Annotated in this window: 17 protein-coding genes, 2 tRNA genes and 1 pseudogene; 14 read left to right on the top strand and 6 right to left on the bottom strand. The window is 39.3% G+C overall.

Annotation, left to right across the window (positions count from 1 at the left end):
- The first annotated feature begins 4 nt into the window (after positions 1-4).
- Positions 5-91: transfer RNA gene (locus tag AYI87_RS20375), tRNA-Leu, on the top strand.
- A gap of 20 nt (positions 92-111) precedes the next feature.
- A tRNA-Leu gene (locus tag AYI87_RS20370) sits at positions 112-198 on the top strand.
- 49 nt (positions 199-247) lie between these two features.
- Here the strand turns inward: AYI87_RS20370 and AYI87_RS20365 are convergent.
- The 5 genes from AYI87_RS20365 to AYI87_RS20345 form a co-directional block, all read right to left on the bottom strand.
- Positions 248-649: a DUF2787 family protein gene (locus AYI87_RS20365; RefSeq protein ID WP_144204436.1), complete on the bottom strand. Its 402-nt coding sequence runs from the start codon at positions 647-649 to the stop codon at positions 248-250.
- An 82-nt stretch (positions 650-731) separates the two neighbouring features.
- A complete protein-coding gene (locus AYI87_RS20360; RefSeq protein WP_144204435.1) occupies positions 732-1,271 on the bottom strand; it encodes a hypothetical protein in 540 nt (179 codons plus the stop codon).
- Between the two features lie 21 nt (positions 1,272-1,292).
- Positions 1,293-3,347, bottom strand: coding sequence for an AAA family ATPase (locus tag AYI87_RS20355; protein ID WP_144204434.1), 2,055 nt, complete (start codon positions 3,345-3,347; stop codon positions 1,293-1,295).
- Positions 3,341-4,273, bottom strand: coding sequence for a tyrosine-type recombinase/integrase (locus AYI87_RS20350; protein WP_144204433.1), 933 nt, complete (start codon positions 4,271-4,273; stop codon positions 3,341-3,343). Before AYI87_RS20350 ends, AYI87_RS20355 begins: the two co-directional genes overlap by 7 nt.
- 191 nt (positions 4,274-4,464) lie before the next feature.
- On the bottom strand, positions 4,465-5,187 hold the full coding sequence (locus AYI87_RS20345; protein WP_144204432.1) for a hypothetical protein: 723 nt from the start codon (positions 5,185-5,187) through the stop codon (positions 4,465-4,467).
- A 496-nt stretch (positions 5,188-5,683) separates the two neighbouring features.
- Between AYI87_RS20345 and AYI87_RS20340 the strand changes: the two genes are divergently transcribed.
- The 8 genes from AYI87_RS20340 (at position 5,684) to AYI87_RS20310 (ending at position 14,848) form a co-directional block, all read left to right on the top strand.
- Positions 5,684-8,464: a DEAD/DEAH box helicase gene (locus AYI87_RS20340; RefSeq protein WP_144204431.1), complete on the top strand. Its 2,781-nt coding sequence runs from the start codon at positions 5,684-5,686 to the stop codon at positions 8,462-8,464.
- A gap of 539 nt (positions 8,465-9,003) precedes the next feature.
- The gene (locus AYI87_RS20335; protein ID WP_144204430.1) at positions 9,004-9,639 is read left to right on the top strand and encodes a hypothetical protein; all 636 of its coding nucleotides are present in this window, start codon (positions 9,004-9,006) and stop codon (positions 9,637-9,639) included.
- Between the two features lie 652 nt (positions 9,640-10,291).
- Entirely contained in the window at positions 10,292-10,993 is a 702-nt protein-coding gene (locus AYI87_RS20330; protein WP_144204429.1) for a hypothetical protein, read from the top strand.
- A 165-nt stretch (positions 10,994-11,158) separates the two neighbouring features.
- Positions 11,159-11,437, top strand: coding sequence for a hypothetical protein (locus AYI87_RS20325; protein WP_144204428.1), 279 nt, complete (start codon positions 11,159-11,161; stop codon positions 11,435-11,437).
- Positions 11,430-12,020 carry an ABC-three component system protein gene (locus AYI87_RS20320; RefSeq protein WP_144204427.1) on the top strand — a complete coding sequence of 197 codons (591 nt, stop codon included), beginning with the start codon at positions 11,430-11,432 and terminating at the stop codon, positions 12,018-12,020. The genes AYI87_RS20325 and AYI87_RS20320 overlap by 8 nt, the downstream gene beginning before the upstream one ends.
- Positions 12,014-12,247, top strand: a complete 234-nt coding sequence (locus tag AYI87_RS21525; RefSeq protein ID WP_409928986.1) for an ABC-three component system middle component 6 — start codon at positions 12,014-12,016, stop codon at positions 12,245-12,247. The genes AYI87_RS20320 and AYI87_RS21525 overlap by 7 nt, the downstream gene beginning before the upstream one ends.
- Before the next feature lie 7 nt (positions 12,248-12,254).
- Complete coding sequence (locus tag AYI87_RS20315; RefSeq protein WP_144204426.1) at positions 12,255-14,012, top strand: DUF2326 domain-containing protein; 1,758 nt, start codon at positions 12,255-12,257, stop codon at positions 14,010-14,012.
- 101 nt (positions 14,013-14,113) lie between these two features.
- A complete protein-coding gene (locus AYI87_RS20310; RefSeq protein WP_260865198.1) occupies positions 14,114-14,848 on the top strand; it encodes a hypothetical protein in 735 nt (244 codons plus the stop codon).
- Between the two features lie 1,127 nt (positions 14,849-15,975).
- Here the strand turns inward: AYI87_RS20310 and AYI87_RS20305 are convergent.
- Positions 15,976-16,692 (bottom strand): annotated as a pseudogene (locus tag AYI87_RS20305) (IS3 family transposase); the annotation flags it as partial.
- A gap of 216 nt (positions 16,693-16,908) precedes the next feature.
- On the opposite strand from AYI87_RS20305, the gene AYI87_RS20300 reads away from it, so the two are divergent.
- From AYI87_RS20300 to AYI87_RS20285, 4 genes are all read left to right on the top strand, one after another.
- Positions 16,909-21,024, top strand: a complete 4,116-nt coding sequence (locus tag AYI87_RS20300) for an RHS repeat domain-containing protein (RefSeq protein ID WP_144204425.1) — start codon at positions 16,909-16,911, stop codon at positions 21,022-21,024.
- 56 nt (positions 21,025-21,080) lie between these two features.
- Positions 21,081-21,899 carry a colicin E5-related ribonuclease gene (locus AYI87_RS20295; RefSeq protein WP_144204424.1) on the top strand — a complete coding sequence of 273 codons (819 nt, stop codon included), beginning with the start codon at positions 21,081-21,083 and terminating at the stop codon, positions 21,897-21,899.
- Positions 21,899-22,216: a hypothetical protein gene (locus AYI87_RS20290; protein WP_144204423.1), complete on the top strand. Its 318-nt coding sequence runs from the start codon at positions 21,899-21,901 to the stop codon at positions 22,214-22,216. Before AYI87_RS20295 ends, AYI87_RS20290 begins: the two co-directional genes overlap by 1 nt.
- 967 nt (positions 22,217-23,183) lie before the next feature.
- Positions 23,184-23,933, top strand: a complete 750-nt coding sequence (locus AYI87_RS20285) for a hypothetical protein (protein ID WP_144204422.1) — start codon at positions 23,184-23,186, stop codon at positions 23,931-23,933.
- Positions 23,934-24,886 lie beyond the last annotated feature (953 nt).

Here is a 24,886-nt window from a genome sequence, read left to right as displayed (position 1 = left end):
AGATGCAGATGTGGTGGAATTGGTAGACACGCTAGCTTCAGGTGCTAGTGGCTTAACGGCCGTGCGAGTTCAAGTCTCGCCATCTGTACCAACTTATCGATGTTTAGTTATGCCAGAGTGGTGAAATTGGTAGACACAGGGGATTCAAAATCCCCCGCCCTTAAAAGCGTGTCGGTTCGAGTCCGACCTCTGGTACCATCTCTTCTAGAGATTTCAAGCCGACATTAAGTCGGTTTTTTTGTGCCTGTTATTCTGGCGTCACAGTTGTCTTAAATACGCCCATTTCGTAATAGCTCATAAAGTTTGGCTCCCAAATGGTGTACATGTCCTGGGCTATCTCGATAGCAAACACACCAAAGTTGGTTTGAAAGATCCCACTCCCAAAATCAAAGTCGATAGCCTTGGCTAGTTCAGCAAAATGACCCGTTCCAACATAGCAAAACTCGGTAATGTAATTAATCTGCCACTGTTCACTATGCCACTCTAGGCGTATTTCGACGGGGCGGTATCCACCCGCTTCGGCGCTGTAGCTCTCGTCTCGAAAATTAAGTGTCACTGCATGGCCGTCAACATCTTTGACTATTGATGCTAATAGATTGGCAAACGGTTCGGAGATTCGGACGGGTAAGTCGGTGTTTATGGCTTTCATAAGGTTTTCCATTAATAACAGGTCTAACAAAGGGGGCGGTATGCCCCCATCTGAAGGTGTGATGCTGGTTCGGTGTAAGTTGTTACTTACTGGTCTTGTTTGCTGGCTTCTCATTAGTCGCTTGGTTTTTGGTTTTACTGCTGGTCTTACTGGTGTCTGTTGCAGAGGCTTCTTCCTTATCTTTGCTGCTAGCCTTCTTGCCGAATTTGGATGAAGCAGCCAGCAGCTGTTCATCCAGCTCTCCTTTCTCTACAGCATCAATCACTACCTTAATCACTTCAGGTAGCTTGGCTTTCTCCCCAACATCGATAGCAGGGCAACCTTTTTGCAGTTCAACAGGCTTATTACTAATCCGCACTTCAAAGTAGTAATGGTTTTCGCTGTCGTAATACCAAGGCCTGACGACATAACGGCGACGGATTTTCTTGCGCTCTCCCGTGTCAGGGTCTTTGATCGAGCGCTCTTTGTAGGCCTCAAACTCACGACCTTCTATCATGCATTCGGCCAATGTCAGTTGTTGCTCGAGCTTTTCTAACAGCTTCATGCGTTTACCTAGCACGGGTGGCTTAGGCGCGATTTCAGGGCGAGCGATAACCTTGAGTGAACTCAATACATTAGTCATGGTGGTTTCCTTATTGTGGTGTTAGCGGATAAATCCGATTTGGGGTTGCCCTTGCTTACGGCTATTTTCCGCGCTAAGTAAGGCGAGGGCGGTTGTACGATGATTGTGTTTAGGTGTAAAACGTTGGCGTCTTGCTAAGATGGCAAAGTCACCTGGTGTTAAATGGGTTAGGGTGTTTAGTGTCGATAGCTCGATATTAGTCAGGCGCTTAATACCAAAGACTTGCCGAAATAATGCTTGGCGCTGTTCAAATGTCAGATAGTCACAGATGAGCTTTACATCAAAGCGGCGCATCACAGCACTATCGATGCGCTCCAGCGCGTTAGTCGCAGCGAATACGGGCACAGTATTACATTCAATTTGCGAGAGCAGTTCGTTGACGAGCTGTATTTCATGCAACGCAACAGTGCTGTCGCGCTTGCTAAGCAGACTATCGACTTCATCTATCAGTATCAGCTTCTGCTGTTTGTGTGCGTCTCTGAAGAGCCTAGCGACGTTCTGCTCGCTCTCTCCTACATATTTACTGAGTACGTCAGAGCATTTGATATGCATGAGCTCAAAGCCGTGAGTTTCAGCAAGATGATGTACCCAAGCTGTTTTCCCTGTTCCGGCGGGACCACTGAGCATGACCCTGATAGGCATTGCCTGTTCAAGCGCACTGTTAACTGTGGTTATTATCTCGGTTGCTTGCGATGTGGTAGGTGTAAGCTCCTCTTTCACTACCTTGAAGTTCAGCATATTGCTATCGAACTGAAGTTCTCCTTGGTACTTCGGTTCCTGCACTTCTTCATTACAGGCCTCCAAGGTGGCATCTATTACCTCATCTAACACGCTCTCGGCCTTGCTTCCTTTGAGTTTTAGTGTCATTGCAACATGGGCGGCATTACCTACCATGGCAGGAGTAACATTAGGTTTCTCCGAGAGTAGTAACCGATATTCATCAGACACTTTAAGTGGCGTAAGTAACCGCTGACTCATGGCGTAGGCAAAGGGTTCATCAGGTACGGGTATCTCCATAACCAGTTTAAAGCGGCGAATAAAGCTAGGCTCTAACAAGTCGACATGGTTGGTTATCCAAATAGCTGGCACGGCATTGTTTTCCAATACCCGCATGAGCCCTTCTTTGGCATAGCGTTCATCTGCCTGAACAAATAGGCTTTCGCATTCATCTACCAGTAGCAGGCTTTCGTCGCTATGAGACAACAAAGCTTGAAGCAGATTCAGGTATCCAAGGCGCTGCGAAGCATGATCGCGGGTTTGAAACTCTCCAGCCAATTGACCGTCCATCAGCTTTAAGCTGCGAACTTCCAATAGGCTACGTCTAACAGTCTTGGCTAAGGTGCGAGCTAACTCCGTTTTCCCTGTTCCTGCTTTGCCATACAGCAATACGTTGATGCCGGCATTGTTAGCTTTAGTGATAGCCTTCAGATAGCTCACTAACAGGTCAGTATTGACGTGGACGAACTGGGTTAATGGAAACTGTGCGTCAGGGCTTTTAGAGAGTATGGGGGCAAGTAACTGCTCACAACTTACTAGCTTCTGCTTAACCAGTATCGGCACCAATAGTGTTGGCAGTCTCATCAGATAGGGCATTGCCAATGATGCTTCTTCGACCAACTGACACTGCGCCAACACGGTTAACTGTTCAATGATGGTGGTACTTTCAAGCCCTGTCTTCTCTTCTAACATCCGTTCTAGGAGTGTTTCATCCTCATCGGTCAGTAAATTGGTGAGCCTTCTTAGGCCAACATTGGCGTTAGCAACAATTAGGTATTCCATAACGGCCTGCATTTGTTGTTGCAGGGCAAAGCACTGGCACAAGAACAGAGCGTTATGACGAACAATTTCACTACAACTAGGTACGCGATCTTTGTCTGGCAGCATGGTCAATATGCTGTCCAGGCTGTAGTGCTGACGACTGCTGACACGCTTACCTGTAATGCTTTCGAGCACTGGAGAAGGTATATATTGCTCTTCCTCATTAAATGAGGCATTGATTAACGCCTCGCTAAATTGAGAGGCAAGATAGTGACAATGCCGAGCTTGCCTGTGAGGAGACTTAGATTGTTTTAACATCTTCTCCTCCTGCCACGTTGCTTAGGCGCTGGCACATAGTTCAGGGCTGAAGCAGCTTCACGCATAAAGGCATCACCACGCTTATCATAGATAGTGGTGGTGCTGATATCCGCGTGTCCCGCCATTTGGCGAACCGTATTGATATCGACGTCCTGCTCAAGTAGTCGAGTAATGAAAGTACGGCGCAAGTCGTGAGGAGATGCGCCAGATATCCCAATATCAATGAGCTTGTCCTTCACCAATCGATAAAGGGTGTCACTGCTGACTGGCTGGGTAACGTCCAGTTTGCCAGAGATATAACACTTACAAATGAGCCAACCTTCTTGTCGGCTACGAAGTTTTAGCCAAGCGCTAATATGTTGCTCAACCCAACTAGGTAAGAACAGTACTCGGCTTTTGTTACCTTTGCCTGCTACCACAGTGATAGTGGAGTTAAGTCTGTCGTAATCAGCCATTGATAGTGCTGCTAGCTCACTACGGCGAAGACCCGTACCCAAGAACAGTGCAAAGATTGCTAGCGTTCTCAGGCCATAGGCTCCTTTGGGCTTAGCCAGTCGTTCAAATAGCTCATTTACTTGTTTAACTGTGAGTGGATTGCCCTGATGGGCACCATGTTTCATGTTTGCGATGCTAGATATGTGTGCGACTTGCTGCATATCAGCTTTTCCCATAAGGGCTGCGACTTTGACGATATTCTTTATCGCTGTCATGGCGCGATTAATTGAACGTGCAGACCATTGCTCATGTATCAGCAAAGCACGTATCTGCATAGCTTGTTGATAGTCGACGCTGCTCAGTCGTATGTCGATGACTGTATCAGGCCAGTCCATTAATCTGCCTATACTGCGCATCTGTGATTCAATAGATCGCTTACTGTTAGGCGCAAGGCGGCTCAAATACAGCGCATAAGGGGTTGCTGTCGTCATAGAAATAACTCCAGAAATAGTAAGATTGATTTGTTGCTAGATAATTGAAATAGAAGAGGATAGCGATACCACGCTATGTAACCATGGTATCACTAGAAAAGCGGTATTTCAGCCGGTGTTTTTGACACGGTAACTGGTTGATTGTATTTTTAATAAATGTCAATAATTTTAGGTTGGGTTAATATATAATGTTATTGTCTGTTTATTGGTAGTTTTGTTTTTAGTTTTAATTTTAGCTTGTTGTTTTCTTTCTCTAAAAGTGCGTTTCTTTCCTTTAGTTCCTTGTTCTCATTGTTGAGAAATTTAATTTCATTTTTCATATCCTTATTTGTTATTTTTCTTAATAGTATTAGATCTTCGAAGCTTGTTATTTTGTTTTTCTTTAGCTCATCCAGTATTGATTTTATTATTCTGTTTGTTCTTCCTTGAGGGAGTGTTCTATCTGCCAATAAAGATTTTGAGTATCTCTCACTTGTGGCTGAACTAAACTTGTTCAATTCTTCTATTATTTTGTAAGTCTCATCAATGCTATTTAAGTCAAATATGCTGATATAGCTTAATAAGGCTGTGAATATTTCGTTGTCACTTTTCTTGTTGTTTTTAGTTTGCCCTAGGAATGATAGTAACTCGTTAAATGTTTTATCTTTCAGATAAAACCTACTTCTTTTCATGTCATTTTTCTTTTGGTTTATCTTTTTTACCCAATCCGTCCAATTTTTTCCTAATTCATACTTTAGCTGATTTAAAATTGTTGTTGCTTCTTCTTTTTGATGTCTGTTTGCATCGCTTTTTAATATGGAAATTTGGCGGCTTATTGCTTTATGTTGGTTGTTTCTATTGTCTATCATTTTTAGCAATAAAACACCATGCTCAGACCAGTCTTCCAAGGTTCTGTCTTCTCTTTCTCGCGCCATGTCAAGACTTCCTTTTATTTGTCATGATTGCAATTTTTAATATAAATTTAAGCTAAAAAAATAAGTGTGTCCATATCTATTTATTTTGGTGTTTTAGTCTGTTTGAACGGTATGTCCGTACTTATTGGTTTTGGTGTTTTAGTCTGTATGAACGGTATGTCCGTACTTTTGTTTTTGGTGTTTTAGTCTGTTTGAATGGTATGTCCATACCAATGGTGTAAGTAGTTTTAAGTGAGATTTTTCATGTCTGCTGTAGGATGTGGATGGAAGGCATTGAACGGTATGAGTGGTATTAGTTACTCGGTATAGCGTGAGGCTGTTGGTGCAGTAAATCGGAATCGAACTAGAGATTGTTTCTCATCACAGTAGAAATTGATGGGGTTACCTTGTTAGTGCATAAATTAGTGGTCATGGTTATCATATCGAAGTACTATCCAATAGTAGTAGAAATAGCCTTAAATGTCAGATCGATAGTCAATTTTATAGGTATTCAAGGATGAGTAATTCTAAGTCACCTAAGAGTGAATCCGTAGCGTCTAACAGTGGTTTTTCGGGAAAAGTGTTTTATAAAAACATAGTCCCGAGTAAGATTTTTGATGTGTCCAATAAGGATCGTTACCCACTAGTTCAACCTGAACTTAATCGTAAGATTGCTAAACTCACAAATCCTAAAACATTAAACTACACAACTGATATCGCAAAGATCATGAAAGTGCTGCGTGATAGAGAAATTGTTGAGTACCAACAACGTCTCATGGAAGCAGCAATCGATAATATCAGCGAAGATACAGTTGATATTGACTATATTCGCATAGGCTTAAATTTAACAATAACTGACATTGAAAAGTTATTGGATGAGGAAAATGGTCTAATCCGGGTTAAAACCCAAGTGAGGCAGCAACACTTAACAGTTGAGACAAAGGGTGTCGGTAATAAAAATATAGGTTTCAAGAAAACAGATAAAAAGCCATTTTTTACAAAAAGATTTATAATATTTGCCAATGATGACGATTATCGATGTATTAATATCTTGATTGCTGAACCTGAAAATCAACGGAATGTTGATAGAAAGCTAAAGCATAATTGCGAAATTGAATATATCCCAACCCGTGTAAGTAATCAACTTGCATCATTCTTGTTGTACCAACTTTGTTCTGTGTTAGAGAGTCGCCGTTATAGCCAACTAATGCGAAATGCACTCCTGCTTGAATTACATACCGGATATATCATGTATGGTGTTTCACAGCTCTTCGGTTTCATGTTGACAAAAAATGATGGTGTTAAGAAGAGGCAGGTTTACCCTGAGGAGCGGGAGATGGCTGTTGAGACAACCTATGTCGGCAGTTACGAGGGTAATCATCTAATAGGCTACGATAAAACACTTAAAGAGAATAAGAAGTTCATTGAAAAGGCTTTAGTTGGATGGGGTGGCACATTTGAGAGAATAGCCAAGTACCTTCCTGGAATTGAAGAATGGTTTCCAAATCAGGTGTGTAGCTATCGTATAGAGTCTCGATGTCGGTATGATAATAAAAATATCTTGATGGGTATGAGTCCTGTAAATTCTTTGCTATCAAATGTTAGGATTATACGACCTAGAAGACTGTTTGAACTTGACGATAAAGAATTGGAGTTATTATTAACAAATAAAGGTATCGATCAAGTTAGAAATACACTGAATATTTTGTATGAAAACAACGTGAGAAGAAATGAATCTGGAAAAAGGAACCGTTTACGATTCTTTTGGATTAATAAAAGAAAACTGAATGGGGCTGTAAGCGGTCGAGCTAATAAATTGTTTGATGCTATTGCCAACCCGCATAAAGATGTACCTGTCTTTGATGATAGTTATAGTAATAAAGTTAAAAAAATTCGTAAGAGACTGGTAAAGAAGATTAAAGAAAAGCTTACGCATAGCGATCCAATTCCCTCTATAGTTCGAGCAGAACAAAGAGCTATTTATGTTGAAGGGTGCCCTGGCTCGGGCAAAACTAGGCTCATTGTAAAGCGTGTAAAACATCTGCTTCAGCAAGGAGTACAGCCCAGTGAAATCTCTGTTCTTGCTTTTACAAATAAGGCAAAAGAGGAATTCGAAGAGCGATTAAAGAGTTTATCGTTGTATAGCAATGATATGTATATTGATACCTTTAGTCGTTGGTGTAATCAACTGCTTAATACCATCGAGGATGCTAAAGTGTTGAATGAAGACAAGGCGGATGCTCTCATTAAGACTTTAATTAAGCCAAAAAGTAAGATCGCTAAAAAATATGCTGTAGATGATATTTCTAGGCGTTGCCTTACTATTTTTAGTCACATGGCTAATTTCGATAACCCTATTCTTTCAGCCAGTATCAAAAAAATAGCACCAGACATGCTAAGTTACGAGGATGATATTCTAGTTCTCCAAAATTCCTATGAAATTCACAAGAAAGGTAAACTTAGGGATTTCAATGATATGCTATTTAAAATGAGGGTGGAGTTAGAGAATACCGAATTTCTGCAATATGTTATAAATAGAACAAAGCACCTGATTATTGATGAGGTTCAGGATACAAATATTGTTCAATGGAAGATCATCAAGACGCTCTATGATCACGGGATTCACATATTCTGCGTGGGAGATCCAGCGCAGTCCATGTATGGTTTCAGGGGGGCGAATAGGTCATCACTTGCGAACTTCACGAAGTCGTTTAATAACAGCAAACGCTTCCAGCTAACAAACAATCATCGCTCAACAGAGCCCTTGGTACTGTTAGCAAATGAAGTTCGTCGCTTAATTGACAAGAAGAGCTTGATTTCATTCGAACAGCGCGAGTCCACTAATGAAGCTAAGCCTAGGTTTAAATGCAGCGATACTCTTCAAGATGCTATCGATTGGCTTGTGAGTGATATTGAACGCAACAACTGCGCTAAGACACAATTGATTTTGTGTCGGTACAATGACCATTGCGATGACGTGAAGGAAGCTCTTAAAAAGGCTAAGATTAGGCATGGTGAGGGAGCGAATATTCAAGTACTTACTTACCACAAAGGTAAAGGTATGGAAGCTGAGCACTGCTATGTACTTGACCCTAAGTTTAGCAAAATGAGCCTATCAAGCTATACGGAAGAGCTTTGTAATACCTACGTTGCGCTTACGAGAGCGAAGACTGCACTTACAATTCTCGCATGTAATGGTGGTTCATCAAATTATGGTGCAGATAAAATAACAGGAAGGCGGACAGGTAAAAATATTTTCCTTGACCTGCCTGAAGACCTTTTGGACATAGTTGAATAGCTAATTATAACATGAAGATAACAGTTCAGGTCTGAGTTTTTGGTTGCATAGTGAATTCGGGGGATGGGTCAGCAGATATAACCCTATAGTGACGATTCAGGTTTGTAAGTTTCTTGTGTTGCCCTAATCAGGTGGCCAAATTCACTATGCCACTACAAAGTATTGATGGATTAAAGTGATCGAACTAAGCCATTTTGCCCCAATACAAACTAGAAAATTGAATCCACTATGTTTCAGCCACCTGGTTCTCCTACTTTTTATCAACTCTGATCGCTTTGCTACTCTTCCCAAAAATAGATTCATAGTGGTTTGTCGTCAAAAGAGCTAGAACGGAATTGCTTTAAATTGAGATGATTTTGGCTTTAGATAGTTCGTAGAATGAGCTGTATCCGTCAGTATCATTAGCGTCATCTACATATAAATAGAAATTATTAATTTACAACAATGCCTTAGCGATGATAGCGTGGGAGTCTGAATTTAGCAGACAGGAACCTACCGAGCAGCTATTAAATAAGCTGTTATGTATCAGTGAGAATTGCATGAACAACGACGAGACATTAGAGGTTCGAACTCAGCTGGACATCATAGCCCAAGCGGGTATTGCAGCGATTCCTGTAATAGGTGGCTCGTTGGCAACCCTGTACTTCGGGAAAAAGCAGGAGCAAAGATTCCGACGTTTAGAGCGCTTTTATGAGGAACTCAGAGCACTGGTGAATTTAAATCTTGATCAAATACTCCCGCCAGACCAACATGAGCCTGCTTCATTATCAGCGATAATTTCAGAAATAAACGAATGCGTTGAGGCCGACTTGGTCGAAGAAAAAAGAAAATACTTTCAGGCGTGCTTTGTTAATTCATTAAAAACAGATAACTCTGACTCCTCTGATCGCAAACGGCAGTTTGTGAGGTCTGTTCTAGAGTTAACAAATCTTGAGTTAGAGATTTTGGTCGAGTTAGATCGCGCTGGCGATAAAGCATACTACAGATATAAACCTGATGATGAAGAGATTGCACCAGCATTTAACGCTGGGTTGGAAAATTTACGATCACGAGGTTTTATTTCCGCACGCATGGGAGGCGCATTGCAAGTTAACGTCAATTGGGGGGAAATAACACGTTATTCCTTATCACCATACGGGCGAGAATTTGTAGAGTTTTGTGGTAATGACACATAAACAGGTAGCCGCAGGTGTCTAACTTACGACTAAGCTAGCTCACTTCTGTCCAGAACATTGCTGACTGGGGCATATAACATAAAAATGCCCCAAAGTGTGCAGCCCTTAGTATGAAGGTTTGGCATTTCTATAGTTTGCTTGGTTGGCATTTGGCGACATGCTCATTTATTAAGTGAGTTGAAAGTCGTACCTTCATCGCTACCTAACGCCTGCTCGGCGAGGGATGTGCCGACACTCCTGTGACACGCTGTGCGTCATCCCTGGCCGCTCTGCGATTTCATCCCTGAAACCGAAGGTCACCGGCGTATCTGCACTCAGTATCCAACGTCTCTTCGATTTAACCTCACTGAATTCTCTCTAAGACAAGCTATTATTTTTCGATAAAAAGAACAGGTAAATATGTGACATGACATGTTGATAGCCACTAACAAGATAGATTAAAGTATCACCACTTAAGGACAGAGCTAGGCCTACTCGAATCAAATATCGACCACGCCATTCAGGGAATGAAAAAGCCAATCTCCACCCGCCAATCAACTCCCTTATAAAGTTAACTCTGACCCCATTTATTTACAATTTACATGCTTGGTCTCCTACGTTACAAGGTAGCGTACCTAGCAAGGTCTCACTAATAAGCTGTTAAGTGGAAATAATGAAACACGATATCAAAACGTATTTAATACTCGCCGCTGTATTCATACTATCGATTGGAGGTTGTTATCTTGTGCCCGCGAACGATGTAATTAAAGCAGTAGTTGCATCGCCAGGTATTGTTTCTTTGTTAGCTGCATTATTTCAACTAATACGTGACCAAGCTGCCTTTGAGAGAGCACAAGAAATCCAGCAAAAACAATTTCAATTTACACTTGGTGCTGCATCCCACATGGCAAACACTGCCTTTGATAAGCACGTTGAATTTTGTGAAAAATACATGGCTGAACTTCAAAGTTCTGTAAGGACGCTATGGCGAGAAGGAGAAACCCCAGAAGCTTTATCTCATGCGGGTGCACTTTTCATGCTTAGAGAAGAATATGCAGTGTGGCTGACAGACGAGATTAATGAAAACCTTGGAAAGTTCGAAAAAGCTTTGCGTAAGCTTGGCGCCGAATCGCATTTTGTACGAACTACGACTGGCTCAGAACAACATGCAGAACAGCGATCTAGAACCATTACTAGTTCTTTTGAGCTTTTTGGAGAGATTCTAGGTATTGATGAGACCCAAGAATTAAATGAAGATTATGCTGTCGAGAAGATAAAGATCAAAGTTCGAGACATTCTTGGCGTTGAAGAGTTGACTACGCTTCGTAAACACTTAGTTCAAGAAGCAAGTCAGGTTATATGTAGTGGCACTTAACAAGCCGTTGCAGTACGGGACTTTTAACAGTTGGCTTTCCTCACTGCGTTCGTTATTGTAGCCAACTGTTAAAAGCCCCTGAACGGGGCGTCATACGAATGCCAAATCATCGTACATACATGATAGAATTATTGGTAATGGATATTGATTTTTATGGAGATCACTTTGGATAATTTTTTTAAAGCAGCTCTTGGTATAGGAGGCTTAGGAACAGTAGGTGCCGCAGTATTTTTTGGCTTATACAAAGACTGGTTAGCACTTGATATTTTCTCAAAATTGTCTGCTGATCAAACATTTATCATTATGCTTGTTTTCTTAGGATTGGTATTTCTTAGTCTTGTTGTACTTGTGATTGCTTACATACTGAAGGGAATGAATATCAACTCAGCCAAAGCAGTGAATAACTCTGTAGCTATAATCAACGACACAAAACAACATGATTAATAGAAATAAAGCAGAGGCGCAAGAAGGCTCAGTTGCAGCTGTCAACCATGGTAATGGCCCTCAAAGTATTGATAACAGCACGACAATCCGACTTGGTGGATTAGTTAATCTTGCAGAAACTGCCACTGGGGCGATTGTTTTTGATCCTGTCGCCATGCGAGAGGCAATTCTGTCAATTGATCACTCACTTGAGAGTATTAACGATAGCCAAAGTGATTTTGATATAATTGATGTAGAAAAGAAAAATAAGCTTAACGGCTTAACCCAAGAATATTATGACGAGTTTATCTCGATAAATTATGAACCATATTTTTTAGAGCTGGATGTATTTTTAAAGCAAAGAGAGAATGAAGACCTTCAGAAGAAGGTTCACAACATTGTTGCAAGTTTAAATAGGAAAATTTTTATAAAACGAAAGAACTTTGATACATTTGAGGACCTCTTAACTTCCATTGAAGAAGCTCTATTGGAATCAGAGTTTAAATCCCTTCAAGGTAAAGAGTATACAATTAGCTTTTTCCTGTACTATTTGTATGCTTGCTGTCTCATTGGGAAGAAAACTGATGAGGAAAAGAAATGCTAACTCCCCATAGATTTACAAATCTTAATTACTGTCTCATTTATGTATCTTCTTTAGTCATTGAATGCCTACTATCTAGAGGTGCTTCAAGCTTAAGTGAGCTATATAAATACTGTAAAGTATCAAGTGCAGAAATAAATGAACAAGATATAACACTTGCAGTAAGCTTTTTATATCTATTAAATAAAACAAAATACAATGTCGAAACTGACATTGTTTCGCTTGTGTGAGAATATCATGCTTAAATTGAGTCGCTTATACGCAAATGACAACAATGTATTTCCTGATATAAATTTTAGAGAAGGCCTGAATGTTGTCTTTGCGAATGTAACTAAAGAACAGAAGAACAAGTCCTCTCACAGTCTAGGAAAAACAACTCTTGTCGACCTGTTGAATTTCACTTTGTTAAAGAAAATCGACAAAACTTTTTTCCTAAAAAATAAAGTTTTTGAAGACTTCATCTTCTACTTGGAGGTTGAGTACGATTCAAATAAATTTGTCACCATAAAAAGGCCTGTGAAGGGCAAAATCTGCATACATTCTTCTTCTAAAAAAGATAAACTAAATTACCTAGATGATAAAGGCTGGGAATACAATTCCCTCAGCTTGAAAAAAGCAAAAGAAACTTTTGACTCTTTTGTTTCTATTAAAGACCTGAAGAAAAATGACTTCACTTTTCGCAATGGGCTAAGATATTGCCTAAGAAAGCAGACACAATACGAAAATACATTCAAGGTGAATACAAGCCGAGAAACAGACTCGGCATGGAAGCCATATTTAGCACAAATACTAGGTATAAACCCTATTCTTGTAAAAGAAAAGTATGATGCTAACAAGCAAGTTGAATCCATAAAAAATGCAATCAAAGAGATTGAGTCTCTACCACAAGAAAGCACTCAAAGCTTAGAGGCAGAAATTGCTCAATTAGAAGCTCATATTTCAAGAATGCAAGTTGAGCTAGATAAATTTGATTTCAGAAAAGCTGATACAGAAATCAATAGTGAGCTTGTCGATAATACCTCACTACAAGTATCTGAATTTAATAAAAAGCTATATGAAATAGACCAGAGAATCTATGCAATAAATGAGTCCTTACGAACAGAATTCTCTTTTGACTTAGATAAGGTTGTTGAGCTTTTTAACGAAATAGAAATCCACTTTCCAGATAAGCTTGCACATTCATACCAAGACTTAATCAATCTGAACACACAAATGTCTGAGGGAAGAAAAACCAGACTGAAAGGTGCAAAGAAAAAACTACTCGAGGAAAGAAAAAATACAGAAAAAAATTTAAATGTTGCAACAGAAAAGCAAAAAGAACTTGCTAGTATACTGCTACAAAAAGATGCTTTTTCTAAATACAAAATAATGCAAGCTAGGCTAAGTAAAGAGGAAAGTAGACTTGCTGTATTACAAGAAAGAGTTGAAAAGCTAGACTACGCTTCATCCTTGTCAGATAGGCTTGAGACTGCAATAAGTTCGCAAAGTGACGCAGCTAAATCTTTAGAGAAAGCAACTCGAGTCCGTGAAAATGCACAAATGAAACATGCTGTTGAAGTCTTCAGTGAAATTGTTGAGTATGTACTCTCTTTATCTGCTTTTATTTTTACTAACACCAACTCTGAAGGAAATCTAGAGTTTAAAATAGGTTTAAAAGATCAGACATCAGTCAATGATGGTTTTTCATACACAAGAACATTATCAGCTATTTTTGATATTACTCTACTTTCAATACACTCAAATGATAGTTTCTACAAGTTTAGCTACCATGATGGTCTCCTTGAAAGCCTTGACGACAGAGTCAAATTTAAACTTATTGATAAGATGAGAGAAATATCTGAGAGTCAAGGTTTACAGTTTATTATCAGCGTACTTGATAGCGATATTCCTATTTCAGAATCGGGAGAGCGATCATATTTCTCACCGAATGAAATAATTCGTGAGCTACATGACGAAGGTAACTCAGGAAGGCTTTTCAGAATGCCGGCTTTCTAACTAATGCGTAAAATTCTTATAACAAGCGCAAGCAGTTGGAAAAATTACTCGCTGCGCACCTAATTTTCCGCTGTTGCGAGCGTTAAGTATCAAGAGCAAGTATGGATAATTGCCCCAACAGAAAAGTATTCGATTCATTATCCTCTTCATTCGATAGGATAGATGAGGCTGCATGGTTTATTCGCCTCATGGAGGAGAATTACCATAAAGCAGATAAATTTCGATGGTCTCTAAATTCCTTTTTGAGAACGTTAAAAGAAGTCATGCAGCTGGTTACAATGGAAGTTCAAGGTGACAAAGAACTCTCAAAGTTAGTCGCTAACAAGAAGGCTGAGCTTTCTAAAGATCCATTGATCGGTTTCTTGTATAAGCAACGTGACATAGTTGTTCATAAATCAATGCTAAAACCCGCAAGTAGCGGGAGTGTTGGTTTTACGCGTGGTCGAGGAATGAAACTTGGGCTAGGTTTGCCGATTGACCCTCTTAGTGATAGCGAAGAAGGGATAAAAAGGTATATTTACCACGCTGCTAAAGATAAAGACTTTCTGGGCATTTTGTATACCGAAGAAGATGGTGGCGGTGAATATACGTGTGTGCAGCGAGAATGGAAGCTGGAGCAGTTTCCAGAAGAAGAGATAACTAAACTGGCGGCAACTGCATGGGAAAAAGTTGCGCAAGCATTTTTTGACGTTGCGCGTGAAATGGGTGCACAGCTTATAAAGCCAACGTTCAAACAAGGCAATCCAAACCATGTTCAGTTTGAAATATACAATCCTGAATGGGTTAAAGAGCAACTAGAACACGCCAAACAGTGGATCGCGGAAAATGAAACTTAACAAGCGCATGTTGTCGGATTGGTTTTACGCTGTGCTCCAAACCAGCCGCAATTGCGGGCGTTACCAATACTTTTCCTAATCCTTCAGTCTACCTTTAGAGTGTTTGCGTTAGCGCACTTTTGTCCAGAAATGAGGCAGAATTCCGAAACAAATTAAGAACTGAGTATTTATGTATGTTAATAACTTAACCTGGCTTAAATACTGAAAAACCGAGTGCAGTGGCTTTGAAACTACGTATGATCGATTTGAATGGTGCAAAAGTAAAGCTACTGAGCGAGCAAGGCTGCGGATGTAGTGGTTCTATTATGGCAGGTAAACACTGTGAAAGTTTGGCTGTATTAACTAAGGTTAAGAACAATCTTTTAAGGTTATGATGAAAATCTTTAATTATGAACAAATAGATGAAGCGTCAAGGGATTGGGTTATAAAATTTAGACGAAGCAAGTGCATGAATACTTTGGACTTGATGGTCGATAAGGCTGAAAGAGAACATCAGTCTGATAGGAGAGTTCTTGACGCAATAAACCTAGCCTGGTGCGTCAGAGAACAAGAGATCAAAAACGGTAAATTCATCTAGGATCCAGCCAAGTACTTGCTGAACACGATACTCTACCACAATGCTCGTTCCTTTAAGGCACAATGGAATGAGCAATTAGAAGCATTTCATCGAAAAATCAAAGCGTCATCAATCGACGATTGTTACTATACTATATCTTACATTGATAAGGATTGTTGAGGTTTAAAATGGAACATGTAGAACCTACTCTAGTCTTGGCTATCGTCGGACTTATATGTATCGGATGTTCAGTTCTATATTATATTTCTCACAGAGATTAACTCATCCCTTTTTGCATTTTAATAACTATTAACATGCAATTTTTGCGTGTTTACGTGCATATTTTAGTTGTTTCAGGAGCAATTAACTGCAAATAGCAGTTCTGATGCTGTCATGCATATGTAATTGCATAAATAGTCAAAAATTATATGAGTCAGCTAGAGTTCAGTAGATAGCTCGATGATCCGCTATCGTAAGCATTCACGCACAACGATGCTTGTTCGATTACAGTATGTACCACTTCAATATTATGTTGTGGTCAACTAAAATTGGCCTCGGTTTTGTATTCCTGCTAGTATCTTCGCTCTGACTCATTGGGTGTCAGCCTACCGTTATACTGATGTGGTCTCAGCTGGCTGTAATTCCCCGTCACATATTGCGAGATTTTACTCTTAGCCTCACCGATATCCCGATAGCCGGTCATCGGTATCCATTCTGTTTTTAAGCTTCTAAAGAAGCTTTCCATCCGGCCGTTGTCCCAGCAGTTTCCTCGTCGACTCATGCTCTGCTTAATCTGATAACGCCAGAACTGCTGGCGGAAGTGGCAGCTGGTATATTGGCTTCCTTGGTCGCTATGGAACATCAGGTCTTTCGGTTTACCACGAGCTTCAAAAGCCATAGTCAGAGCTCTACTTGTTAGAGCTCTATCTGGCGAGAAAGAGATGGCCCAGCCTACCGGTTTACGAGCAAACAGGTCCAGAACAACGGCAAGGTAAGTCTAAAGTCTACCTGTTCACACGTAAGTCACATCCCCACACCACTCTTGATTGGAAGTTGTTACTGCAAATTGGCGGTCTAGATAGTTAGGGATGGCTACATCTTCTTTGTCGGCCTTATTATTGCGATGCTGCCGCACCTAGCAGTTCATTGGCCCCAGTTTCTTCATCAACCCTGTAGTTCGATAACGGGTTAACCGTACGCTTGCGGATGTCACTATTTAGGCTAGAGCTCTGGCGCCCGCAGACCCATTGCTGGCTTCATAAGCCTCCCGCATCAAGCTGCGCAGCTTCTAACTTGAGTGTCGGTCTTGTGTGCTGTATTTCTACCACTTTTTTCCGGAAGAGAGTCTATCATTTCGTTTATTCAGGTGACCAAATTCACTATGCCACTACAGCTTACCAGCTATATACAATGTAAGTTTTATAGACGCCATAACATGTTTATGTTAAATACTAAACTCTATTTCCAGAAATGAAATATAAACCATTTAATTCAGGGAAGATTAATGAGAATATTTGCAATTACAATGGCTTTTCTTATTACTTTAGGTAATGTAAGTGTTGAGGCCAATAATACTAATGTTGAAACACTAAATAATGGCATTCAACAACAACTTTTTTACCAAAAAAAATTTATAAACAGTGAGTCTCTTTCTTTTAGCGATCCAAAATCAATATTTGGAGAATCAATTGATCTTAGCTCAGGCTTAGTTGTTTTTAGACGCAATGATGGAGATATACCTGGAAATTCTAATATAAAAATCAGCTATCCAACATATTATGATACATCTATGCCGGAAGTTGCAGGATGGAAGGAAGATATCCCTAGAATAGACTATTCATATCACTCTATAAAAGATGACTATGGTTCGTTATCATATGGTTGGAGAAATGGCAAATACTGTTCAGAAAGTCAAAAGCCTGTTTATGATAACAAATGGATTGGAGGTATTTACCATACAGGGCCAACTTTGGTAATTCCAGGTAAAGGAATGATGCCTATTCTAGAAAATACTTTAAAAGATTCCAACTCAACAAATTATAACTTTCCATATATAACCAATTCCCTCTGGAAAATTAGCTGTTATATTTCTAACGAAACTAACAATGAAGGATTCAAGGCAACATCTCCTGATGGCATATCATACTATTTCGAACATAGAGTCGATCAAAAACTGGTTCACAAATATGAAAGGGGTGGGCTTCATGGTGGAAATGTTCCTGGCATATCTTCTAATACCGGTTTTGTTAAGAGAAAAACAGTATCATTATATGTAAAGAAAGTAGAAGACCGATTTGGTAATAACCTAAAATATTATTACAGAGACAATGGAATTCAAAGAATAGAAAGTAACGATGGAAGAGTTCTTACCGTCGAATATGAAAATGGAAAAAAAACTCTTAAAGCACAGGATAAGAACTCATCTTGGGAAAGAAGATGGAGTTATTTTATAGAGGGAAATGACTATGTTGTTCGTCAACCAGACGGAAGAAAGTGGCGATATAACTTATCCATAAACCAATACTTTCAAGTTCCTCCCGGAGTTGGTCCTCAAACATGTAACATTGCACCTCGCCCGATTAAGATGTCTATTACTCACCCAAATCTCGTTATGGCCGAATTTGAATTTTCTGAACGACGAGATTTTACGGCCGCGTATGTCGACATAAATTCATCATCTCCAGTTCCATGTCAAAGAGTTTTAAATTTGGTAAAAAAAACAGTCACAGGCAGCTCTATAAGAAACTCTCCACTTATTTGGAGTTACAAATATTCAGACAATGATGGAGGTTATATAAAAAAAGGTCAAAGCGTGCCAGAAAAATACAAATTAAAAGGAAATCTACCCGCAAACGTGGACGCATTTTTATCTGACTATATTTTAATCAAAAATCCAGATGGCAACTCTGAAAAACATTATTTTAACCGTGAAGAAGGTTCAGCAAGCGAAGGAAAAAATATCGCATTAGAGCACATAAACGAATCCGGTGAAATAATTAGGACTGAACTATATTATTTCAAGAGTTCCTTAAATTTCGGGACACTAACTGGCTATTACATTCCTGCATGGAAAAACTCTACCCTAACAAAGAAGATTATTAGAGATCAAAATGAATATACTACATTATATTTAGACTTTAACAAATTCAACCAAGCAACAACGATAGCAGAAACAGGCTCTTCACGTCGATACATAAAGAAAGATTTAATCCATGATGAGAAAAGTTGGATCTTGAATTTAACCAAAAGAGAATATATATCAAAAAATAAGTCTTTCAGTAACCCATACAAGGAGTATTCCTATAATGATAAGATGTTACCAAAGGATGAATACCTTTTTGGGAGGTCTTTAAAAACAAAAACTTACCACAATGACGGTAACCTTTTTAGAGTTACCTACTCAGACTCTAACAAGTATGAGCAATTCGAAGACTATTATAGAGGAAAGGCAAGAAAGATAACTATGCCATGTCCTGTGAACAACGAATGTGATTACACTAATGGTAGTACAAAAAGTACTATTATCGCCAAACTGGAAATAAATCCAGATGGTGATATAAACAGTGTAACGGACTTTAAAGGTATAAAGACCTCATACAGTTACAATCTTACTGGATGGCTAACAAAAATAGATTATGAAGACCCAAAATGGGCTGACAAGGTTATAAGTTACGCGACAGTTACCATAAATGATGATGGCATTAGTGGAAGTAACATTGCGATAGGTAGTTTACGTCAAACAATTTCGCAAGGAAATTACGAAAAACGGATTTATCATGATGCTTTACTTCGTCCAGTCTTTACTCGTGAGCGTGATACAAATGACTCATCTACAATACGTTATCAAACTATAGCGTATGATCATAAAAATAGACTAACGTTATCCAGCTTTCCAAGTAATAATGCAAGTAATCGAAAAGGTATGGAAACAGAGTATGATGCTTTAGGACGTATTGTTACCCAGACTCGTACCAGTGATAACAGTATAAGTCGTCATGAATATCTCACAGGTAATAGAGTTGCTGTTACCGATGGTGAAAATAATATCATCACTACAACTTATCTTGCTTATGGGGAACCATCTTTTGACAAGCCGACGTTAATTGAGGCTCCTGATAGTGATGACATTGCCATTGAGTATAATATTTTTGACCAAATCACAAGTATTATGCAGGGCAATGTCACGGAAAATCGTTTCTATGACGCTTATCAGCAATTGTGTAAACAGGTAAGGCCAGAAACGGGGATTTCTGCATTTGGCTACAATACTCAGCGTCAACAAATATGGTACGCGAGGGGAACTAACGGCTCTAGAACAAGCTGTGACGCTAATGCTGTACCGGTCACTCATAAGACATTGTTAGATTATGACAATCTAGGGCAGCTTCGTACCGAAAACTTCCCTGATACTACGCCCGATAAAACCTACAACTATGATGCAAACGGCAATGTAATCTCCCTAATTGCTGGTCCTGTCAGTTGGAGTTATTTGTACAATAGTCTGAATGGTCTAGAAAAAGAAACCTTGACTCTAGATGGTCATAACTTCGTATTGGATTGGGAATATAACATTCTTGGCGCAATTAGCTCATTAAAATACCCTTCAGGAACAGTGGTAGAGTTCGCACCAAATGCGTTAGGGCAGGCAACGAAAGCTGGCGGCTACGCAACTGGTGTGAGTTACTATCCTAATGGCCAAATTAAGCAGTTCACTTATGGTAATGGCATTGTTCGAAATGTTGGGTTGGATACAACTGGCCGAATAGATTTCATCAAAGATAACAAAGGCGGTGTAATTAAGAACAGTCTGGATCCGAGCTACGACTATAACGACAATTTAACTCGCCTGATTGATAGGCTTGACCGTAATAACGATGTCGACAATCTTACATATGATGGGCTCAATAGATTGAAATCCGCAGATGGAAAGTGGGGGGCGGGATCTTATAGCTATGATGGTCTTGGCAACATACTTAACCGAACCTTTAATAACTCAACTATAGGGTATAAATACAACTCTCTGAATCGTTTAAATAACCTTACCGGGGCCTATGCCTATCGCTATCAATATGATGCTCGCGGAAATATCACTCATAATGGACGCTATAGCCTTACCTATAATCTAGGTCAGCAAATGACTTCGGCGAAGGGAGTCAATTACTTATATGACGGGCACAACAGACGAGTAAAGCAAACTAAAGCTGACGGAAACCACTATACGATCTATAGCCGAAAAGGACAGTTACTCTATCGTCAAATGCCAGATGGTTCTATGACGGATAGCATCTATTTGGGTAATTCAATTGTGGCGGAAACTGACCACAATATTAAATTTGATGGAGTTAATATAGCGCCAGTTTGCAAAAATGTTCCAATTCCTGGTTCTAGAAAAATGAAAAAGGTTTGCTATCCAGCTAAAAAGTCTATTAGTTGGAATGCCCTTGGTGCTAAATCTTGCTCCGGTACCATTGAGCGTAGTATCAATTTAAATGTATCAGGCACTACGAGAGTAACGGGGACTTCTGGGAACAGGAGTTTTGATCGACAATATACACTGAAAACAACCATTACTTGTACAACGAATACGAATAAAACCATTACCGAATCTTATATCTTTTAACAATTCTAATAGATAAATAGCTAGGGAATGCTAAGCGGAATACAATAGGATATAAAATGAATAGATATTTATTGATTGTTTTAATAACTGTGGTTGTTTTTAATGCTGTCGGTGCCACCGTTCGATATCAACATACTGACATGTTAGGTTCAATAATCTCTGAATCAGATTTAGCAGGAAACATAATTAGTCGCAGTCATTACGAACCATTTGGAAAGCGTATCGGAGGTGATAAAGAAGGAATTGGTTATACTGGCCATTTACATGATAAAGACCTCAACCTTACTTATATGCAGGCACGATACTATGATCCAGTCATAGGTCGTTTCTATTCGAATGATCCGGTTGGTACTTTAGGGCATTTCAGCCAAGGTAATATTCATGGTTTTAACCGTTATGCTTACGCAAACAACAACCCATACAAATATACTGATCCAGACGGTAAATTTGCAATTCTTGCGCCGCTTGTTCCGCCAACTTTGACTGCGTTTGGAGAAGCTCTTGGTTTTGTTGGTACTGCTGCTGTAGCAGGGTACGCTGGTTCTGAAGCGCTGAATGCCTATAATGAGTCATCAGACGGTAATGTTATAATTGACGATAAAATCAAAGATCAATTGGGTGACAGAGGTTGGACAGAAGATGAAGTGAACGACTTGGTTGGTAACACTGAGCCAACAGGTGAGTCTACTGACAATAGGAGACCAAATAAGACTCCTGATGGTAAAGGTAGAAATGATCCCGCATCTGATTATGGTTCAAAGGATGGTGGGCATGTCGTTGTAAATGACAATACCAACGAAGTTACACATGTCAGTGATAAGAATGACCCAAACTGGATACCGGATAGCCGTATTAAGTGGAAAGAGGATAATTAATGATGCTAGATAGAAATTTGTTGTATTCAAATGCATCTGATTTTTTCAGTAAACAAGGCAACAACGTTATGAAACTAACGCCTAAAGCTGCCATAGATGTTTGCAAGAAAAGTGTTGAATTGAAATACCTTGTATCAAGAATAGAAGGCGGAATATGGCACAACCCCGGTTTTGAAATGAGATTAGATTGTATTTGGGATAGAGATAAAACTCTTGATGGTAAATCTCAATTAGCGAGTGAAGAAGCTATAAAGTTCATTGAAGAGGAACTCGTAGACCACACGGCGTTTATTGTTTCTTTGCAAAAGATTGAATAATAAATTGAGCAATAATTTTTGAACCCAAAGCTTCGTACTCGCGGGGCTTTGTTTTTTCTGGCTATTGGAGTTTTGTTTTCAATACAGGCTAAGTGCCTCAATGAAAAAATCCATTTGGTGCCAAATTCAACTGGGTGATCTGCTCAGGTGAAAAGCCGTGGCGAAGGAGTGGCGATTCAGTTCCAATAATGGCTATCACCGTTAGAGTATGAACGTCAGTATTTTAATGAGGCTAAAAGTCGTCTAGTGAAGTAGTGGCTATTCACATTTTAAAGTGCCCAATGCAACCAGGGTCTAATGTGATTACTTCTCTCTCCATCGAGTTCGATCCGATCACCAGTGCTACCAATCAGTATTTTCCTTGCCTCTTCTTCTGTTGCTTCAAAGTGAAAACCCCAACCATCCTTTGCTTTCGTGATTATTGGTAATTTCAAAAATACCACCTTATATAAGAATACGAATTGAATTTAAAAATCAGAATCAAACTGTATAGTACTTATTACTTTATCAGCATTATGACTGTTTATGCATCTTTGTATGCGTAACTGCATTCGAATTACTATTTTTAGTCGTTAACTGCTGAAATCGTTAAAACATGTGAGTAAACATTCGATTTCTGTATGTTAGTTTCTATTAAAATGCAGATAAGGAAAGAATGGTTCTCTGGGGTACCTAAATTAGCTTTAATTAATTTAGGTGGGGGGGGTAAATAAGTTCATCTCCGTGAGATATGTTGTAATACTCGATTAAAAGTGTGTGAGTTCTGTAAAGAGAAATATTTACAATTCACATAGTTTACTTCGTTGTTTCATATGAATACAATCGATAATGATTATCACTATCGTTGAGGTAAATTATGAAGTTTTACACTTTAATCACTAAAATATGCATTATGACAGTCACAATACTTAGTGCGAGTAGTTACGCTAGTAACTATGTTGAATGTTACGAATGTTCGTCATCAGAAATGAAATCCATAGCGTTAACGTGGGCAAAAAATAATATTTCTGATTCAGAAGCACGAAGTAACGTACATAAAGATGTGCATTTAATTAACATTCTCAATAATGATGCAGAAAGTTATCGAGTACATTTACAACTTGTTCAAATGCCACCTCCTTTACCCAGCACATACCTACCTTTTGGTGAGAAAATAAACACTCCAGCTGAAGTCTTAGGACCTTTAGCCAACCTAAAAAAAGCGAGGAGCCAACTTTCAAGTGCTGGCAATAACTTGACTATACCTACTTCCGTAATATCAGATGCTTGGCAATTTACTAATTGTGCTTTCTGTGAAAACAGTGTGGATAGATTTCTAAATACCAACCTCAATGGTGAAATTTTAACTGTTCAATTGACTCTAACCGCGATTGCACAGACATTTGGGTTAATTGAGACTGGGATTCCTGATACTTTTCGGATAAACCTGGAGTCAGGAGGGTATTTAGAATTGTTAATTAAATTGAATAATGAACCAACGAGCTTGAAAGTTATAGTGACCAAAGCAGTCGATCAAGATGATAACACTGTGCCTTTTAGTGCAGACAAATTAAGAAGCTTAATCATCCAGGTATCTTCAGTTCATAGGGCTGCTGGTATTGATGCATTTTTAAATAATTTTAACTTAGCAATCCCACATAGAATGGGAGTCATAACAATAACAGACTGTCCGTCGATTGTTGATAATGATCAAATACCTAGACCATGTAGTAAGTAACCGTTATATACTGACCACAAACTAATTACGAGTAAATGATACATGCCCAATAAATGGTGGGGGCCATTCCACCATTTCATTTGCTGTGAAGTGTACTAGCTCTGACTTCATCAGACCGTTCTCCATTTTTATTGATGCTTGCTAGATTTAATTTGAGCTAATTTTTATCTTCCAAAATCGATCTCATATCAGCTAATTTGGCCCAATATCGTGAGTTGACTAGTTAGCTTTCAGACTCACGATAAATTCTTGACTTTAATACATATTAACATGCAAATCTCGCGCGTTTATGTGCATATTTGAGCTGTTTCAGAAGCAATTGACTGCAAATAACAGTTCTGATGCTGTGAAGTATGTGAAAGTGCATAAATAGTCAAAATTAAGTGAGTCAGTTAGAGTTCTGTAGACAGCACGATTATCAGCTATCGCAAGCATTCACTCACAACGATGCTCGTTTTGCTTCACTTTACTATTACCACTGAAATGCTTACCGAAGAGCGCATAGCTACCATCTACGCATCCAACTGAGATAGTGTTAGGGATATTGGTGCTATCGCGAGTATGGCACTGGTAAATGGTAAACGATTGGTATTGCTAGTAAATTTCGTCATGAAGGCGTTCATTCCAAATAGTCTGTCCATGAGCGCCGTATACTCTTCCAACAGCTAGCGTGTTTAGTCAGACTTTAACGCTAATTGGATCAAGGACAGCAAGAAGGGTATTGATTGAACGTGCTAAACTCGGAGTGGGGCAATAATGAGCTTGGACTTTAGGCATACCCATCGAGATTCAGATTGATTTTTGAGCACGTGACCAAATTCACTACGCCACTACAGTTCAAAACTTTGGATGAAGATAGATATGAAATAGAGATATGGAGTGAGCACTTAATCATGTTCGCCCACATAATTTAGTGAAAAACATGCCGCCTGTTGAGTATGCCAAGCAGGCAG

Source organism: Shewanella sp. KCT, from assembly GCF_007636505.1.
In the GTDB taxonomy this organism is placed as follows: domain Bacteria; phylum Pseudomonadota; class Gammaproteobacteria; order Enterobacterales; family Shewanellaceae; genus Shewanella; species Shewanella halotolerans.
The sequence above is the reverse complement of the archived record's forward strand: the minus strand, read 5'-3'. Positions and strand labels throughout refer to the sequence as shown.